Here is a 15,984-nt window from a genome sequence, read left to right on the forward strand (position 1 = left end):
TTCACGATAGCCCGTCAGATACGGGCGCCGACGACCCGCCCGGACGCCCACCTGAACGGCACGGCACGGAGGTCGCGCTACCCGGGCAGGTGCTCGAGGAAGCCGTCGACGCGCTGCTGGTGGTCATCGGGTCATGTGGCCTGGGGCAGCAGGTCTCATCCACCACATACAGCCCGCCGGGCTTGAGCAGGGCCAGCAGATCGGGCAGCCGCTCGAACTTGCCCCGTCGCCAGTCGACGTAGGCCAGATCGAAGCGGGGACCTTTCGGAGCCCCGCGGTCGAGCCAGATACCGGCGTCCTCGGCGACGAACGTGATCCGCTTGTCGTCGCCAGCAGCCACCCGCCGGGACGGGACGCCGGCTCCCTCGGCGATCCAGCGCCGCGCCTGCACCAGGGTGTCCCGGTCGGCGCGGCCGGGCTCCAGCTCCTGCGCCAGGTACGGCCTCGGGACTGGTAGGCCCGCATGTTGAGGTGTCGCGTACTCCAGCTGCTTGCGCCGTACTGTGGCTTCGTATGACCGACTCCGAGATCGAGATCACCGAAGAGCTGGTACACGATCTACTCAAGGACCAGCATCCGGACCTTGCAGGGCTGGCCATCCGCGAAGTAGCGGGCGGCTGGGACAACCAAATGTGGCGTCTTGGGGACGAGTTGGCCGTGCGCATGCCGCGCACGGAACGTGCCCCGGATCTCCAGCGCAGGGAGCGCCGGTGGCTGCCCGTCCTGGCCCCGCACCTGCCGCTTCCGGTCCCGAACCCTGTACGGATCGGTGAACCGTCCGCGCGCTTCCCGAAGCCCTGGACCATCATGACGTGGGTTCCCGGCGAGCCACTCGACTACACCTCGATCAGCCGCGGCGACCACGCGGCCGACACGTTGGCGGGCTTCCTCAGGGCGCTCCACGTGGAGGCGCCGGCTGAGGCGCCGATCAGTTTGGACCGCGGCGACCACCCCAAGAAGTGCACGGACGGCTTCGAAAAGTCCTTGCAAGCCGTTGCCCCCGGCGGCATTGCCGCCGACGTCCGGGCCGTCTGGGACGATGCTGTTGCGACCCCTGAGTGGGAGGGCCCGCCGGTATGGCTGCACGGTGACCTCCATCCCGCGAATGTCGTCGTCTCGGACGGGACGCTCTCGGGCGTAATTGATTTCGGTGACATGTTCGCCGGCGATCCGGCGTGGGACCTCGCGGCCGCGTGGCTGCTCCTTCCCGCGGGTGCGGGCTCACGGTTCTTCGAGGTGTACGCGCATGCGGACGAGGCGACGATCCGGCGTGCCCGAGGGTTGGCTGCTCTGAAAAGCCTTTTCCTCATCCTTATGGGCCAGGCCGGGGACCGGGGCCTTCCTGGCGGCAAGCCGACATGGGGACCCGCAGGCCGGGCGGCGCTCGATCGCGTTCTGACATCCGGCTTGGACTGGCCCTCTCCCGCATAGGCCCCGTTCCCCCGCGAGGCTCAGTCACATGGTGACCGTGGGCGATCTCGCGGGGGCGCGCCGGGCCCGGTCGGCACCGGGTTTCGCAGCCCGCTTGGCGGTGGCGACGTGGCAGCAGCCAAGGTCAGGTCGTGACGACTGGAGCTTGCAGCTCGGCCACCGACTCGTGCGAATCCTCAGAGGAGTTGAGCGTGACCTCCCGCGCATGCCCGTCGAACCGGTAGCCGTGCGCGTCGACCCAGCGAACAAGCAGCTGGCTGGTGCTCAGAAAACTGTGCGTCATGCCGCGGTGCACGATCGTGGCGGCGCATTCCACCGAGGGCAGTGAGACGATCTGGAGGTCCGCGTATTCCGTGACTCCCGCGGGGACAGGGAGGCCGACGTGCACGACGATCCCGTAGTCGCCTTCGTCAGGGGTCTCGAAGTAGACGGTGCGAGGGCCGGTCGGAGCAACTCCGGCAGAGTTGAGCCGCCTGCGCAGTTCGTCGAAGAGCCGGCCGATAAGCGGGCCGGTCTCGTCAGGGCTGAAGCTCGTGGCCATTGCGCTCAGCTCAGCCAGACGGACCGCGGGCAGTTGCCTGATGACGACGTCTTCCTGGGGCATGGAACCCTCGTTCTCGATCAACCGGAGCCGCGCCTCGATCTGGGCCAGGCCCGACGCCGCGTCCGCCAGCGCCCGCCGCCGGCGTTGAGTACGTCAACAGCCTGAAGGTCACCAGCCACTCGCTGCGCGCCGGACCGAACACCGACATGAGACGCGCGAACGTGTCCCTGTCGGAACGCAACGAGGCCGGCGACTGGGGCGAACGCTCCACCCTGGCGGACACCGACTACGACCGCCCCCGACGACACCGTGGACGTCACGGACAAGGGCCCGCTGGACGCCATCCCGCTCCACGGCCGGTTCGATCACGCCCCACGAGGGACGCAAAAGCGCAGGTCAGCACGTATGCGGACGCTGCGGTCCACGTGCACGGGGGCGTTGTCCGGACTCCGGGAAAAGCCTAGGTGGCCTGACCTGAATCGTCGGTCAGAGCAGCTGCGGTCAAGGTGAGGTGCTGAACCAGGACCGCGGCTGCGGTGTCGGCGTCGCGGGCCAGCGCCGCCTCCTCCAGCCTGCGGTGTTCCTTTTCGCCGTCCCGGTCGGGGTTGCGGTGCGCCGACCAACGGCGGGCCAGCTCGCTCGCGGTCCACAACCGGTCGAAGGTCTCCAGCAGGGTGGGGTTGCCGCACCCTTCCAGCAGCGTGCGATGGAAGGCCCTGTGGGCCTCGGACCAAGCGCCGGTGTAGTACTCGCCCTCCTCCGGCACGTACGCCGGGGTGCGGACCAGGCGATGGTGGGCGGCCCGCACGTGGGCCTCCCAGCCGACGTCGCCGCGCTCGATGGACATGCGCAGTACTACCGGTTCGATGGTCCGGCGGGCCTCCGCGATCTCCTGCCAGCGGCGGTCGGAGAAGGACGGGACCGCGAAGCCGCGGTTGGGCAGCCGGTCGGCGAGCCCCTCGCCGACCAGCCGCACGAGCGCCTCGCGCGTGACGGCCAGGCTCACGCCCTGTTCCCTGGCGAGGTCCTGCGGTTTGAGGGCGTCACCAGGGGCGTAGTCCCCGCGCATGATCGCGCCCCGCAGGTGTGTGTAGACCTGCTCGGAAAGCATCTGCTTCCCGGAGGGAGCCGGGTTGTGAGGCGTGCCAGTCATGAACTCAGCATAGACGATTTCACAAATAATCGATTATTGCTGCTATCGTCGATCAATGGCGGACGGGAGTCATCGCCGACTCCGTTCCGTCGACTCTGCGGCCCGGTAATCGGCCGCGCCACCGCCCCCAGCGCACAGCCCTGGAAGGAACCTGGAAGGAACATCGCGTGAACGCCAACGCCCCCTTCGCCCGCCTCCCCGAGGCGGCGTCCTTCACCGTCACCAGCACCACCGTCACCGACGGAGCCGCCTGGCCGCCCGAACAGCACGCCTCCGGCCTGCCCGGCGGGAAGGACATCTCCCCGCAGCTGTCCTGGAGCGGCGCCCCGGACGGCACCAAGAGCTACGCCGTCACCGTCTACGACCCCGACGCCCCCACCGGGTCCGGGTTCTGGCACTGGGCGGTCGCCGACGTCCCCGCCACCGTCACCGAACTGCCCGAGGGCGCCGGCGACGACACCGGCTCGGGCCTGCCCGAAGGCGCCTACCAGCTACCCAACGACGCCCGCGCAGCCCGCTACATCGGCGCCGCCCCGCCGGCCGGGCACGGCCCGCACCGATACTTCGTCGTGGTGCACGCCCTCGACGTCGCCTCCATCGGCGTCCCGGCCGACGCCACCCCGGCTGTCCTCGGTTTCACCATGGCCGGTCACACCCTCGGCCGCGCGGTACTGATCGCCACCGCCGAGACCTCCGCCTGACGGCGCCGCCCAACTCCCGGGAGGAACAACCGCGATGCACCTCGACGACCTTCCCGACTCCGTTCGCCCCGGCGACGACTCGATGGACCTGAACGCCGTCCGCGAAGTCAGCCGCGCCATCAGCGCGGCCCACCTGTTCATTTATCTCGCCCCCGAGAGCGCCCAAGAGGCGGCCAAGTTCGGCGTGACCAACCGCGGACCGGCGTACCTTGCCTTCCGGTCGGCCGCAATGGGCGCGGTTCCGTGGCAGGTCACGCTGGCAGCCTTCTACAACTTCAGCCCGCGGGCGGTGCGGGCCATGGCGGGCGTGTGGGACGCCGCGCCGCCCGAGCAGTGGCAGGCCGCCCGTTTCCTGGCCGCCGGGCGGGCGATGCGGCGCGTCGGAGTGCAGATCACGGCCGACCAACTCGCTGAGGCGCGATCGCTGATCGACCCGGTCGTCACCGGCGCCGACTACGCCGGCAAGGTGCTGGCCGCCGCGAACGCGTCGGTCGCGATGCCGTCCGATCCACTCGTCGCGCTGTGGCAGCAGATCACGGTGGCGCGCGAGTGGCGCGGCGACGCGCATCTCGTCGTGCTCGCCGACAACGGTCTCGGACCGTGCGACTGCCTCGTTCTGCATACCGCGACAGGCCGCCTCCCGACGGCTCTCGCGCGGGCGACCCGCCAGTGGGACGATGAGGAGTGGACCGCGGCTACGGCACGTCTCGTCGCGCGCGGCTGGCTCGACTCCCAGGCCATGATCACCGACGCCGGCAACGCGGCGCGCGAGCGGATCGAGGTGGAAACGGACGAGCACTGCTCCGCGCTGTGGGAGCCGATCGGTAACGCGGGTGCCCGCCGTTTCGCCTCGCTCATCTCGCCGATCACCGACGCGTTCACCGCGGCGGGAACGTTTCAGGGCGTTCGTTCGGCTTAGCTCGTACTGACGGTGACACCCATGGACGGCGGGATCTCGCATAAACGATGGCGGGCTCAAGCGATCAACGCATCACCGCTGTTCAGGAGCCCAGAGTAGACGTCTGACGGGGCTTCGGTATCGGTGGATCTTGCGGGGGCGGTCGTTGAGTTCTGCGGCGATGGCATCCAGGTCGTCCTGGCTGAGCATGCGGAGGTCCGCACCCTGCCTCTGCTGCCCCACTCGATCGCGTCGACGACCGACGGCGGCCCCCCTCCGATGCGGTGGCGGAGGAGTGAACCGCACCGAGATCGGTGGAGCCTCGAGCAGCCAGGCCACGGTTCGCCGAGCCCGGGCTCCGGCACATCAGCCGACCGGGTGCACGCTCGCCTGGTACGTCAGGATCTCAGTGCCGTTGCCTTCCTCGCCGTTGTCGGGAGCGGCCCACATCGTGATCTTGTCTCCGTCGGCGGACAGCTTGAGAGGGTTGCGGGTGACCACGTGGCCGGCGGTCGACCACTGCTGGAAGGGCACCTCGTGCAGGACCCTGTGGCTGCGCAGGTCGATCAGGGCCATCCCGCCGAGTTCGTAGACGGCGCCGGTTCCGCCCGCGGCCGGGGTCTGGGGCAGGTTCGTGACGCCGCCGCAGAGCATCTTGCGGTCCGGGACGTACTGGCAGTCCTGGTAGTCGATGAAGTACTGGGAGTTGTCCCAGTCGGCCATCTGCCGCCCCTGCTCGTTCCACTCGTAGAAGTGGCGCGAGCCCCAGTTGTTGCCGATGAGGTGGCCAGTGACCTCGTCGCGGACGATGCCGCCGATGTGGTCCTTGACCTCGAACTCCTTGTGGACGTCGAGGGTCTTGAGGTCGATGCGGTAGATGATGGAGCTGCTGTTCGGGCGGTACTGGGCCACGGGCACCCACACCGAACTCCCGTCGGAGTCGATGCCACCGGGGTGGTACATGTCCCCCTGGCCCAGGACGATGTCCCGCTGCAGGTGTCCCTCATCGTCCATCACGAACACGTGGCCGATCCCACGACCGGGAGTGCGGTCGTACCCGCCCTGCGGGGTGGGGTACTTCTGGGTGGGCTCGATGATCTGGACCGCGGACAGGAAGATGTGGCCTCCGGCCTGGACCATCCCCTCGGTGTGGTAGGTCGCGAAGTTGAGCTTGAGCTTGCCGGTGAGCTGCCAGGCGGTGTTGCGATCGACCGCGTCGAATGCCTGTGCAAGGACGCCGTCCTGCCGGCTCTCGGCTGCGACGGCACGCGTCGCGGGCGAGACAGTGTGCTGGGTCGAGCTGACCGCCATCGCCACGCCCCCGGCGGCGAGGCACGCGGACAGTGCCGCGGCGGCAGCGATACGGCCGGTCGCCATGTTCTTCATGTCCACCCCTGCAGTTCTATCGGCCCCCGAGAACGCAGTGACCGTACGAGGGCGAAGTGAACCGGCAAAGTCATAGCAGACAACGGGCATCGAAACGACCGGCCACGCAACCGACCGCCCCGCGTACGGGGAGCACGTCCGGCGCAGGCCCCTCGCACCCGACCGCGCAGGCGCCGGGTACGCACCGGTCCCGCCGACCGTCACCTAGCGCGCCGAAGGATAGTGGCCGCACCCGGCGCGCCGGGAGCGCCAGTCCTCAGCGGCGCCGCCTACCGCCCCGTCTGTCGTTCTTCCGGTGGCCGCGCTGCCGAAGACGGCCGATGTGGGTCTTCCGCTCCCGGGACCCACGGTCGGCGAGAGTCTGAAGGTCCGCAAGGCCTTCACGGTCCGGGTGGCCGGAGGTCAGAGCCGTCCGAAGGGCCTCTTCGGCCTCGTGGCCCTGTTGGTGCAGCATCTCGCCCAACCCGTCGGCGCCGGTCGCCTCATAGAGCTGCAACAGGCTTTCGGCGACCATGAGCAGGCTTTCCGGCTCCGTCAGGTCTTCGGGGGTGAGGATCTCCCGGCGGGCCAGGAGGCTCAGCGCGGTGGGAGCCAGGGATGGGTCCGAGCGCAGGCTTCGCAGCAGGATCTCACCGTCGTCGAGCGATGAGGCGAGGACGTCCAGCATGGCCTCGGCCCGGGTGCGGAACGGCATGGTCCGCACCGCGTGGACGAGCTGCTCCAGCGCCGCGGAGCGGCCGCCGTTGGCGGCCATCCATGCGGCGAGCTCGACCCGGGCGGACTCCGGATCGTAGTGGTCGGCTAGGACGCCCAGGAGGCCGGCCGGCTGGGCCTGGGCAAGCTCGCCGATCAAGGGGGCATCCCGGCCCTCGGCCAGCAGACGGCGGCGCACGGAGTCCGTTCCGAGGTCGGTGAGGCTGATCAACTCAACGGGTCCCGCACTCAGTTCGTACTTCAGTTTCCGGCTCCGCAGGGTTGCCTCGTCATCCGACAAAGCGTCAGCCGACAGAGCGTCATCCAGCAGTACACCGTCCAGCAGGTCGTCATCGTCCGCGGCCGGCATTCCGGCCCACCCCTCGGCCTCGTCCTCGCCCTCGACCTCGTCCTCGCTCATCGCCAGATCCCCGAAGACAGGTTCGGCCATCCCCTGGTGGCACTCGATCGCCCCGAGGTCCTCCAGAACTCCCAGCAGCCTGCGCAGATCGCTGTCGTCGTCGGGCTGTTCCCACCCGATGGAGCCCGTGCCGAGCACTCCCAGCAAAGAACTCGAGCGGTAGGCGAGGTGGACGGTCTCGCGCAGCCCGGGCCACGGCATGGGGTACGGCAGGCTGTAGAGGGTCGCCAGTACGTCGGGGAGGATGACGTCGTACAGGTCGTACTCGTCGAATCGCAGGGATTCTCCGTACCTGCCGCGGGGCCCGCCCCTCACTGGACTGCGCAGCTCGCCGAACGCATCGAACGCCCGCTGCCACAGTGCAAGAGGGTCGTTCAGTACGGGCTCCGCCTTGGCCACCGCGTACAGCTTCCCCTTGGCGACTCGTATCAGTCTGGCTCTCTTCGCCCACTCCACGAGGAGGTTGAGGCGCGGCAGGTCCGCGGACGAGCGGACCGAGTCGGTGACGTCTCCGGTGTTCAGTTGCTCTACGAGTTCTCGGGCGTCGGACAGACGCAGCCTGCCGGAACCGGTGAGCGTCCGACCGTCGCGCCCCGCCCACTCGGTCAGGCCGCGCAGCTGCCGCAGGACCGGTGAGCGGTCGGCCTGTTCCCGCAGGACGTCGTCGCCCGGGAGCGCGACCGGGAGCTGCGGCTCGGACCGTACGGGCCCGGGTCTCCGCATCTGCCGCTCCACGATCGCGTCGAGCACCTCGGGGTCGTAGGGCACCTCTTCGCGCTGTGCCCGTTCCACGAACTCCTGCAACGCCTGCTCGTCGTGGACGTCGACGCCCTGCTCCGCCGCGATGGTGATCCAGAACTTCGCCAGGCCCCAGCGGCTGCGGTCGGCCATCGCCTCCGCGTAGCGGGGCGCTGCCGCGTCGACGGCCTCCAGCGCCTCGGACAGGGACGCCCCTCGGGGATCCGCGAGGTGGACGGCGTCCAGATAGTGCAACAGGGCCCGCAGAGTGCCCGGTGCGTCGGCGGGCTCCTCGTCGGGAAGTACGGTCACCGTCCGCGGGACCCAGTCGAGCAGGAACTCCTCGATGTGCCGCTGGTCCCACAGTCCCAGCCTGCCGTCGGGCGTGCCGAGGTGGCGGTACTCCAGCGCGGCTTCGGCGACGAACGGATCGGCGTCGAACCCGTTCTCCCCGGCCCACCGGTCGAACCGGTGGACAAGGAGACCGCAGGCCGCCTCGTACTCGTGCTCCTCCGCGGGATTGAAGATCATCCGCATGGTTCCCGCTCTGGCCTTTCGCCGGGCTGTGTCTCCGCTGCCCACGCTACCGGCCGCGGCAGGCAGGCCGGGTCCAGAACCTACAGGCGGCGGCACTCTGGAGGAAGAGATGGTGTGAAGGTGGGAGAGGAGGCGTGATGCGGACCAGCGACGAGATCTATCACCGGGTCCGCTGGGACCCGCGGCTCGATCCGGCCCGGTTCGTGCTGGGGATCAGCCAGCGCGGGGGTGCGCCCAAGCGCATCGCGCTGACCTCCTTCGTACCCGGGGGCGACATCCCATGGCACCGGGTGGTGTTCATCGAGGCGGACGGCGAGGTGGTCTGGGACCGGGCCACGGGTGTGGACCGCATCGACGTGTCGAACGCCGGCCGTGTGCGGGGCCCGCGCCGCCTGCGAGCCACGGAGGGCTGGTACGCGTCGGACCGATACGGTGATCAATACGGTGTGGAAGCCGGCCTGCGCCCCGACCCGGACTTCGGCTGGAGCGGGCCCACCACCGCCTTCGACGCATACCCGACCGCTCGCACGGCGGTGGCCTGGATCCCGCCTGCCGAGCTGTGGGAACCGATCCAGGACATCCGCCAGGACTACGATCCGCAGATCCACCGCTGGCCGCCCCACGTCAATCTGCTCTTCGGCTTCGTGCCGGAGTCCGACTTCGGGCAGGCGGCCCCGCTGCTCGCCGCTGCGGCGGCCCAGTCGCCGGTCTTCACGGCCCGGTTGGACGGCGTACGCACCTTCCGGCACCGGGCGTACTCCACGGTGTGGCTCGACCCGGCGGCGTCCGGCGCGGCACCGTGGGCGGGTCTGTACCGCGTACTGCAGCAGCGATTCCCGCGCTGCCGTGGGCGCGGGAAGAGTTTCACCGCTCACCTGTCCCTGGGCCGCACCCAGGAACCGCAGCGGGTCGCCGCCGACTGCGCCACCCGGCTCGACGCCATGACGGCGACGGTCTGGGAGCTCGTTCTGCTCTCGCGCAGGGGCGACGGGCCGATGCGGCCGCGGGTCACGGTCGCTCTGGGCACGGGCGAGGTGCGCCGGCTGCCCGAGCCGGGCCCCGACGCGCCACCGGGCGCGGAGGATCCGGCCTGGCTCTCCGAGATCACCGACAGGTGAGGCAGAGGCCCCATGCGCGACTGTCGCGCGCCTGCCGAAAGCAGGTTGCCATGATGACCTCGTGCGAACCCTTGGCATCGACCTCGCCGCCGGCCCCCGGACCACCGCGGCCGCAGTGATCGTCTGGGAGGGGGCGAGCGCCGTCGTCGAGCCCCCGCTGCTGCGGTGCACCGATGAGGATCTGCTCGGACTCCTCACTGGTCTCCGGCCAGGTGAACGGGCCGGGATCGACTGTCCTTTCGGCTGGCCGATCCCCTTCGTCGAGGCCGTCTCCGCCCATGCGGCCGGCAGGCCCTGGCCCGGGCGGGGGGCGGAGAGCGCCGCGCACCGCGCCACCCTGCGCCTTCGCCGTACGGATCTGTTGACCCATCGGGCGCTCGGCGCAGGGGCCCGTCCGCCGCTGTCCGTCGCCTTCGACAGGCTCGGCGCGACCACCGCCCGCTGGGCGCACCTTGCCGATGCGCTGGCCGCGCGGGGGCTGGAGGTGGAGCGGACGGGGAAGGGCGGCATTGTGGAGGTGTACCCCGCCGCCGCCCGGCTCCGCTGGGGGCTCGGCAGCCCGCGCTCCATGGAGGTCCTGCTGCGCGCGGCACCGCAGCTCCAGTGCGAGCCGCACGTCCAGGAGCTGTACCAACGCAGCGAGCACGCCTTCGACGCGCTGATCGCGGCACTGGTGGCGCGGGCCGCCGCACTCGGCCTGACCGCGCTGCCCGAGGGCCAGGACCTGGCCGCGGCCGAGATCGAGGGCTGGATCCATCTCCCGGCGGAGGGCAGCCTGCCTCGGTTGTTCTGACGTTCGGTGGCCGGTTTGGAGCCCTGAGCCGCGTCGGGGCCCGAGTCCCTCGGCCCCTGAACCGCGCCGGTCCCTACTTCTTGCTCCCCACCGCCTCCTTCCGAAGGAGGTCGATGAGGCTCGGGGTTCCCTCCGTGGTGCGCACATCGATGAACGTACGCACATAACCGCCGTCCACTGCCCGGCGCAGCAGCGCGTTCGCGAGGTCCGCACGCGCGGTGAACCGGCCCGCAAGCCGTGAGTCGGCGACCCGGTAGTCGCTGACGGCGGTCGCGTCGAAGAGGCCGGCGGGGCGGATGACCGTCCAGTCGCGGTCACTCTCGCGCACGATCTCCTCCAGGCGCCGCATGTCGTCGTACACCGTGCGTCCCACGAAACGCACGATGAACGGCTCGAGCACCTTGCGGAAGAAGAATCCTTCCCCTGGCGCCTCCCCGAACAGCACGGTCGAGGTCACACAGACCAGACGTCGGACGCCCTGTTTCGTCATGGCCTGCGTGATGTGGGTGATGCCGTCCGAGTACACCGTGACGGGGTCCCGGCTGTAGGGGACGCCGAGTGCCGAGATCACCGCGTCGTGCCCGGCCACGGCGGGTTCGACCGCCGCCGGGTCCAGTACGTCGGCGCGGACCACGTGCAGGCGCGGGTCCGTCAGCGGGAAGGCGTCGGGCCGACGCGTGACGGCGGTGACCGCGTGCCCTTCCGCGATGGCCTGTTCGGTTACCAGCCGTCCGGTCGGACCGTTCGCTCCGAAAACGACGAGCTTCACTTGCTTTCCCCTCTCCGAGGGTTCCGATTCCGAGGTGTCCTTGCCGTCCAAGAGGGCCCGCGCGGCCGCGAGTGTGACATCCCGGTGGAGGGGTGACCATGACGATGTGAGAGGTACGGAGCCTGTGCATCCGGAAGGCGGCGCGCGGCGCGCCGGCCACCGCGGTGTGCCGCACACCGCGGATCTGCGGGTGGAGGCGTGGGCCCCGACCCGTGAGGAGTGTCTGGCACACGCGGTGCGGGGTGTCTGCGAGTCGTTCCTCGATCTGACGGGAGCGGCGGGTGTCCGCAGGCGGGACGTGAGGGTACGGGCGGACAGTGACGAGGACCTCCTCGTGGCCCTGCTGGAGGAGGTCGTGTACTGGCTCGACACCGCGGACGAGGTACCGGTCGACGTGGAGTTGACCCCTGTCCCCCAGGGTCTGCGAGCCGGCCTGCACATGGCTGACGCATCGGCGCTTCCCGTGACGGGGGCGGCACCGAAGGCGGTCACGCTGCATGACCTGTACTTCGCTCACCACCCCGAAGGCTGGACCTGCTCGGTGACGCTCGACGTGTGAGGTGCCCTGATCCCTGCGTACGGCGGCATCTGCCGCCCCAGCCGTGTGATCCCTGAGCACGGAGCGTATCCGCGCTCCTGGCCCGTGGAAGAGGGAGTCGGGAGCAACCTTTCCGAGCGGGAGCCGAGCCGGGCGGGCCGCATGCGGCCCGATGACCGCACAACATCAAGGAGTGAAGGTTCATGGCAGTGTGCGAGGTCTGCAACAACGACTACGACATGGCGTTCGAGGTACGGGCGCAGGGAGCCGTCCACGTCTTCGACAGCCTTGAATGCGCGGCCCAGAAGATGGCCCCGACCTGTACCAACTGTCAGTGCCGCATCCTCGGCCACGGCCTTCAGGCCGACGGCGAGTTCTTCTGCTGCGCGCACTGCGCCCGCCAGAAGGGGTTCGCGCAGCTGGTCGACCACGCCTGAGTCCGGCCGGCTCCCGGTGCGCTCGCGGGATCCCGCCCGTACTCCCCAGGATCTCGTACGGGCCCTCCGCGCGGCCGGGATCACCGACGAGCGGCTGCTCGAGGCCGTGCGGGCGACGCCGCGCGAGCGGTTCGTCCCCAGCGGACGTGCTGCGGCGGCCTACGACGACGTACCCGTGTCGATCGGTCATGAGCAGGTGACCACGCAGCCCTCGCTGTCGGCCATGATGATCGAGAGCCTCGGCCTCGGCGGGGACGAGCACGTACTGGAGGTGGGTACGGGTCTCGGCTTCCAGACCGCGCTGCTCGCCCGGCTGGCCGCCGACGTGGTGAGCATCGAGATGTGGCCTGACGTCGCCGCCGAGGCCCGGCGCAACCTTGCGGGCCAGGGCGTCCAGAACGTGGAACTGCGGGTCGGGGACGGCAGCGGCGGCGTGCCCGACCGTGCTCCGTACGACGCGGTCATCGTGTCGGCCGCGTTCCCCGAGGTACCCGCGCCGCTGATCGAACAGTTGCGGCCCGGCGGCCGCCTCGCGCAGCCCATCGGTTCCGGCGGCGACGAGGAGGTCATGTCGTTCCGGCGCACGGCTTCGGGGCTGGACGCGGGGCGGCTGCTGACCGCGGCCCGTTTTGTACGCCTGCGGGGCCGGTACGGCTTTCCCTGATCCGACGTCCCTTTCGCCGCCTGTCAGTCGAGTGGTGCCCGCCAGTCGAGGCGCACGTACGCTCGAACTATGGACATCACGCTGGTCCAGGACGGCCCGTTCCGTTTCCGTATCGACCAGCAGGATCCGATGCGGGTGCCCGGAGTCGTCTTCGCCACGCGGGACCTGCTGCCGCAGGCGGCCGGGGACAAGGCGCTGGAGCAGGTGGTGAACGTGGCGACGCTGCCCGGCATCGTCCGTGCCTCGTTCGCCATGCCCGACGTGCACTGGGGGTACGGCTTCCCGATCGGCGGGGTGGCCGCCACGGACATCGACGACGCCGGTGTGGTCTCGCCTGGCGGGGTGGGGTTCGACATCTCCTGCGGTGTCCGGCTGCTGGCCGCCGACATCGAACGCGGTCCGCTGGCCCCGAACATGCGCAGGCTGATGGACATCCTCGGCGACACCATCCCGCGGGGCATGGGCCGTGGCGGGCTGTGGAAGCTCAAGGGGCGTTCCCAGATGGACGAGCTGCTGGTGGGCGGCGCCCGGTACGCGGTCGAGAGCGGCCACGGCGTGCCACGCGACCTGGTGCGCTGCGAGGACTACGGCGTGCTGGACGGGGCCGATCCGTCGCAGGTGGGGCAGCGGGCGGTGGACCGGGGGCTGCAGCAGGTGGGCAGCCTGGGCTCGGGCAACCACTTCCTGGAGGTGCAGGCGGTGGACCAGGTGTACGACGCGGAGACGGCGGCCGCCTTCGGACTGCGCCCCGGCCAGGTCTGCGTGATGATCCACTGCGGCTCGCGGGGCCTCGGACACCAGGTGTGCACCGACCACGTCCGCGTCATGGACCAGTCACTGCGGACATACGGCATCCACATCCCGGACCGGCAGTTGGCCTGCGTACCCGTCGTCTCCCCGCCCGGCCGCGCGTATCTCGGGGCGATGGCGGCCGCCGCCAACTACGGACGCGCGAACCGGCAACTGCTCGCCGAGGCCGCACGCCATGCCTTCGCCGTCGCGGCCGGGGTGGGCCTTGACCTGGTGTACGACATCTCCCACAACACCGCGAAGATCGAGACGCACGAGGTGGACGGTGTCCGGCGCCGCCTGTGCGTCCACCGCAAGGGCGCCACCCGGGCCCTGCCACCGGGCGACCCGAGCCTGCCGGAGGATCTCGCCGGGGCCGGACAGCCCGTACTGGTCCCGGGCACCATGGGCACCGCCTCGTACGTGATGGTCGGCACCACCGGGAATGACGCGTTCCGGTCGGCCTGCCACGGAGCGGGGCGGGTGTGGAGCCGCCATCAGGCGCTGCGCAGGGTCCGCGGCGAGGAACTCCGGAGCGAACTGGAGTCCCAGGGCATCGCCGTACGGCCGTCGTCGTGGCGCGGGCTCGCCGAAGAAGCGCCCGGCGCCTACAAGGACGTCGACGCGGTCGCCACCGCCACCGAAGGCGCGGGGCTCGCACGGCTGGTCGCCCGCCTGGTGCCGCTCGGCGTCGTCAAGGGATGACACCGCAGGACGCCCGAAGCCCAAAGCCCGGAGCCCGGAGCCCGGAGCCCCGCGTCGCACCGCGGATTGGTCTCTCACCCGTTCAGGCCCCTGCGCACGCTGACTGCCGGGGTGTCTCTCCCCCGTTCAGGCCCGCCGACGGGCACGGCGTCGCCGACGGGCCTTGCATGGAGGGCATGCGGGTCTCGACGTTCCTGGTCTCAACGTGCCTGGTCCAGGGCCGGGTTCCAGTGCCATGAGCCGCCCGGCAACCGGCGATTCCGCACCAGGGGAGGCAGATCGGAGCGACGTCCTGCTCAGCCGGGGCTATCTGCGGGTTCTTCTGCGCTCCGTGCTGCTCGGCGTGCCCGTCGCGCTCGCCAGCTTCTTCTTCGTCAGCCTTCAGCACGCGCTTCAGAGCGGCGTGTGGCAGTCCTTGCCGCGGGCCGTCGGTTACGACCGCGCCCCCTGGTGGTGGCCGCTGCCCGCGCTGCTGCTGGCCGGGCTGATCCTCGCGCCGATCGTCACCCGCATGCCGGGGCGCGGAGGCCATGTGCCGGTGAAAGGCCTCGGGGGCCGGCCCATCGGCCCCAAGGAGCTGCCCGGCGTGATCCTGGCGGCCGTGGGCACTCTCCCCCTCGGTGTCGTCCTGGGGCCCGAGGCTCCGCTGATGGCGCTCGGCAGCGGGCTGGCGCTCCTGTCCCTGCGCATGGCCCGGACGGCGCCCGACCCCGGGACCAGGGCGATCGTGGCCACCACCGGGTCGACCGCCGCGATCTCCACCATCCTGGGCGGCCCGCTCGTGGCCGCGCTGATGGTCGTCGAGGCGGCCGGCCTCGCCGGTACCCAGCTGGTCGTCCTGCTGCTGCCCTGTCTGCTGGCGAGCGCGGCCGGAGCCCTGGTCTTCACCGGCCTCGGCCAGTGGACGGGCCTGTCGGTGGGCGCCCTCGGCCTGCCCACGGTGCCGCCCGACGTGGGCCCCGACGCGGGCGACTTCCTGTGGGGCGTCCCGGCGGCGGCGCTGGTCGCGCTGGTCGTCACCGCGGCACACGGACTCGGCCGGCGTACGGCGATCTGGACCGGGCGGCACACCGGAAGGCGCACGGTGGTCTGCGCCGTCGCAGCCGGTGTCTGCATCGCGGCGTACGCCCTGCTCACCGGCCGCTCCCCCGAGGAGGCCGCGCTCTCCGGCCAGGCGGCCCTCGGCGACCTCGCCGCCCACCCGCACGCCTGGTCCGTGGCCGCCCTGCTCGCGCTCGTCGTCTGCAAGGGACTGGCCTGGGGCATCAGCCTCGGAAGCCTGCGCGGCGGTCCGATCTTCCCGGCCGTTCTGCTGGGTGCGGCGACCGCCCTGGCATGCTCGGGGCTGCCCGGCCTCGGCCCCACCCCGGCCCTGGGCCTCGGGATCTCCGCCGCTGCCGCGGCCGTGACGGGCCTGCCCCTCACCGGCGCGGTCCTGGGCGTGCTGCTGCTCGGCCGCGACGGGCACGGCCAGATGCCTCTGATCGTCGTCGCGGCCGTCGTCTCGTTCCTCACGAGCCGGCTGCTGCTCCGATGGCGTCGGCGGGAACCGGAGGACCGGCAGGAGCCGGGAGCCGCCGCCTGACCGGTACAGGCAGAAAAGGGCCCCCGGCGGACCAGCTCGTGCGGGCCGAAGCAGAACAGCCCTGGTCCCGAACACCCCAAGATC

General features: G+C 70.8%; 16 protein-coding genes. 10 read left to right on the top strand and 6 right to left on the bottom strand.

Annotated features, from left to right (window positions below; genetic code table 11):
• Position 1 precedes the first annotated feature (1 nt).
• Positions 2-391, bottom strand: a complete 390-nt coding sequence (locus ACWD4J_RS22375; protein ID WP_451397164.1) for a hypothetical protein — start codon at positions 389-391, stop codon at positions 2-4.
• 122 nt (positions 392-513) lie between these two features.
• Here ACWD4J_RS22375 and ACWD4J_RS22380 point away from each other — a divergent pair, with 122 nt between their 5' ends.
• A complete protein-coding gene (locus ACWD4J_RS22380; RefSeq protein WP_451397165.1) occupies positions 514-1,431 on the top strand; it encodes an aminoglycoside phosphotransferase family protein in 918 nt (305 codons plus the stop codon).
• Between the two features lie 124 nt (positions 1,432-1,555).
• On the opposite strand, the gene ACWD4J_RS22385 is transcribed toward ACWD4J_RS22380, so the two are convergent.
• Together ACWD4J_RS22385 and ACWD4J_RS22390 are read right to left on the bottom strand one after the other, a co-directional pair.
• Entirely contained in the window at positions 1,556-2,035 is a 480-nt protein-coding gene (locus ACWD4J_RS22385; protein WP_451397166.1) for a GyrI-like domain-containing protein, read from the bottom strand.
• 400 nt (positions 2,036-2,435) lie between these two features.
• Positions 2,436-3,128: a GntR family transcriptional regulator gene (locus tag ACWD4J_RS22390; protein WP_451397167.1), complete on the bottom strand. Its 693-nt coding sequence runs from the start codon at positions 3,126-3,128 to the stop codon at positions 2,436-2,438.
• A 167-nt stretch (positions 3,129-3,295) separates the two neighbouring features.
• On the opposite strand from ACWD4J_RS22390, the gene ACWD4J_RS22395 reads away from it, so the two are divergent.
• Entirely contained in the window at positions 3,296-3,829 is a 534-nt protein-coding gene (locus ACWD4J_RS22395; RefSeq protein ID WP_451397168.1) for a YbhB/YbcL family Raf kinase inhibitor-like protein, read from the top strand.
• A gap of 34 nt (positions 3,830-3,863) precedes the next feature.
• Positions 3,864-4,748 (top strand): SCO6745 family protein, encoded by an 885-nt coding sequence (locus ACWD4J_RS22400; RefSeq protein WP_451397169.1) that lies wholly within the window; start codon positions 3,864-3,866, stop codon positions 4,746-4,748.
• A 345-nt stretch (positions 4,749-5,093) separates the two neighbouring features.
• Here the strand turns inward: ACWD4J_RS22400 and ACWD4J_RS22405 are convergent, their stop codons facing one another.
• Together ACWD4J_RS22405 and ACWD4J_RS22410 are read right to left on the bottom strand one after the other, a co-directional pair.
• The gene (locus tag ACWD4J_RS22405; RefSeq protein ID WP_451397234.1) at positions 5,094-6,113 is read right to left on the bottom strand and encodes a DUF6454 family protein; all 1,020 of its coding nucleotides are present in this window, start codon (positions 6,111-6,113) and stop codon (positions 5,094-5,096) included.
• 256 nt (positions 6,114-6,369) lie between these two features.
• On the bottom strand, positions 6,370-8,496 hold the full coding sequence (locus ACWD4J_RS22410; RefSeq protein ID WP_451397170.1) for a hypothetical protein: 2,127 nt from the start codon (positions 8,494-8,496) through the stop codon (positions 6,370-6,372).
• 143 nt (positions 8,497-8,639) lie between these two features.
• On the opposite strand from ACWD4J_RS22410, the gene ACWD4J_RS22415 reads away from it, so the two are divergent.
• Complete coding sequence (locus ACWD4J_RS22415; protein ID WP_451397171.1) at positions 8,640-9,620, top strand: RNA repair domain-containing protein; 981 nt, start codon at positions 8,640-8,642, stop codon at positions 9,618-9,620.
• Positions 9,621-9,681: 61 nt separating this feature from the next.
• A complete protein-coding gene (locus tag ACWD4J_RS22420) occupies positions 9,682-10,413 on the top strand; it encodes a DUF429 domain-containing protein (protein WP_451397172.1) in 732 nt (243 codons plus the stop codon).
• Between the two features lie 73 nt (positions 10,414-10,486).
• Here ACWD4J_RS22420 and ACWD4J_RS22425 read toward each other — a convergent pair whose 3' ends face one another.
• Positions 10,487-11,182, bottom strand: a complete 696-nt coding sequence (locus ACWD4J_RS22425) for an NAD(P)-dependent oxidoreductase (protein WP_451397173.1) — start codon at positions 11,180-11,182, stop codon at positions 10,487-10,489.
• Between the two features lie 106 nt (positions 11,183-11,288).
• Here ACWD4J_RS22425 and ACWD4J_RS22430 point away from each other — a divergent pair, with 106 nt between their 5' ends.
• From ACWD4J_RS22430 to ACWD4J_RS22450, 5 genes are all read left to right on the top strand, one after another.
• Complete coding sequence (locus ACWD4J_RS22430; RefSeq protein ID WP_451397174.1) at positions 11,289-11,741, top strand: archease; 453 nt, start codon at positions 11,289-11,291, stop codon at positions 11,739-11,741.
• A 182-nt stretch (positions 11,742-11,923) separates the two neighbouring features.
• The gene (locus ACWD4J_RS22435) at positions 11,924-12,157 is read left to right on the top strand and encodes a hypothetical protein (RefSeq protein ID WP_451397175.1); all 234 of its coding nucleotides are present in this window, start codon (positions 11,924-11,926) and stop codon (positions 12,155-12,157) included.
• Positions 12,158-12,173: 16 nt separating this feature from the next.
• A complete protein-coding gene (locus ACWD4J_RS22440; protein WP_451397176.1) occupies positions 12,174-12,821 on the top strand; it encodes a protein-L-isoaspartate(D-aspartate) O-methyltransferase in 648 nt (215 codons plus the stop codon).
• 69 nt (positions 12,822-12,890) lie between these two features.
• Positions 12,891-14,315: an RtcB family protein gene (locus ACWD4J_RS22445; protein WP_451397177.1), complete on the top strand. Its 1,425-nt coding sequence runs from the start codon at positions 12,891-12,893 to the stop codon at positions 14,313-14,315.
• A 235-nt stretch (positions 14,316-14,550) separates the two neighbouring features.
• Positions 14,551-15,900 carry a chloride channel protein gene (locus ACWD4J_RS22450; protein ID WP_451397178.1) on the top strand — a complete coding sequence of 450 codons (1,350 nt, stop codon included), beginning with the start codon at positions 14,551-14,553 and terminating at the stop codon, positions 15,898-15,900.
• Positions 15,901-15,984 lie beyond the last annotated feature (84 nt).

The sequence above is a fragment of the Streptomyces sp. NPDC002577 genome, from assembly GCF_053594815.1.

Coding starts and splice junctions, on each gene's coding strand:
- ACWD4J_RS22410 (WP_451397170.1), bottom strand. CDS start 8,496: ATGATCTTCAATCCCGCGGAGGAGCACGAGTACGAGGCGGCCTGCGGT.
- ACWD4J_RS22390 (WP_451397167.1), bottom strand. CDS start 3,128: ATGACTGGCACGCCTCACAACCCGGCTCCCTCCGGGAAGCAGATGCTT.
- ACWD4J_RS22405 (WP_451397234.1), bottom strand. CDS start 6,113: ATGAAGAACATGGCGACCGGCCGTATCGCTGCCGCCGCGGCACTGTCC.
- ACWD4J_RS22445 (WP_451397177.1), top strand. CDS start 12,891: ATGGACATCACGCTGGTCCAGGACGGCCCGTTCCGTTTCCGTATCGAC.
- ACWD4J_RS22435 (WP_451397175.1), top strand. CDS start 11,924: ATGGCAGTGTGCGAGGTCTGCAACAACGACTACGACATGGCGTTCGAG.
- ACWD4J_RS22415 (WP_451397171.1), top strand. CDS start 8,640: ATGCGGACCAGCGACGAGATCTATCACCGGGTCCGCTGGGACCCGCGG.
- ACWD4J_RS22400 (WP_451397169.1), top strand. CDS start 3,864: ATGCACCTCGACGACCTTCCCGACTCCGTTCGCCCCGGCGACGACTCG.
- ACWD4J_RS22450 (WP_451397178.1), top strand. CDS start 14,551: ATGAGCCGCCCGGCAACCGGCGATTCCGCACCAGGGGAGGCAGATCGG.
- ACWD4J_RS22380 (WP_451397165.1), top strand. CDS start 514: ATGACCGACTCCGAGATCGAGATCACCGAAGAGCTGGTACACGATCTA.
- ACWD4J_RS22385 (WP_451397166.1), bottom strand. CDS start 2,035: ATGCCCCAGGAAGACGTCGTCATCAGGCAACTGCCCGCGGTCCGTCTG.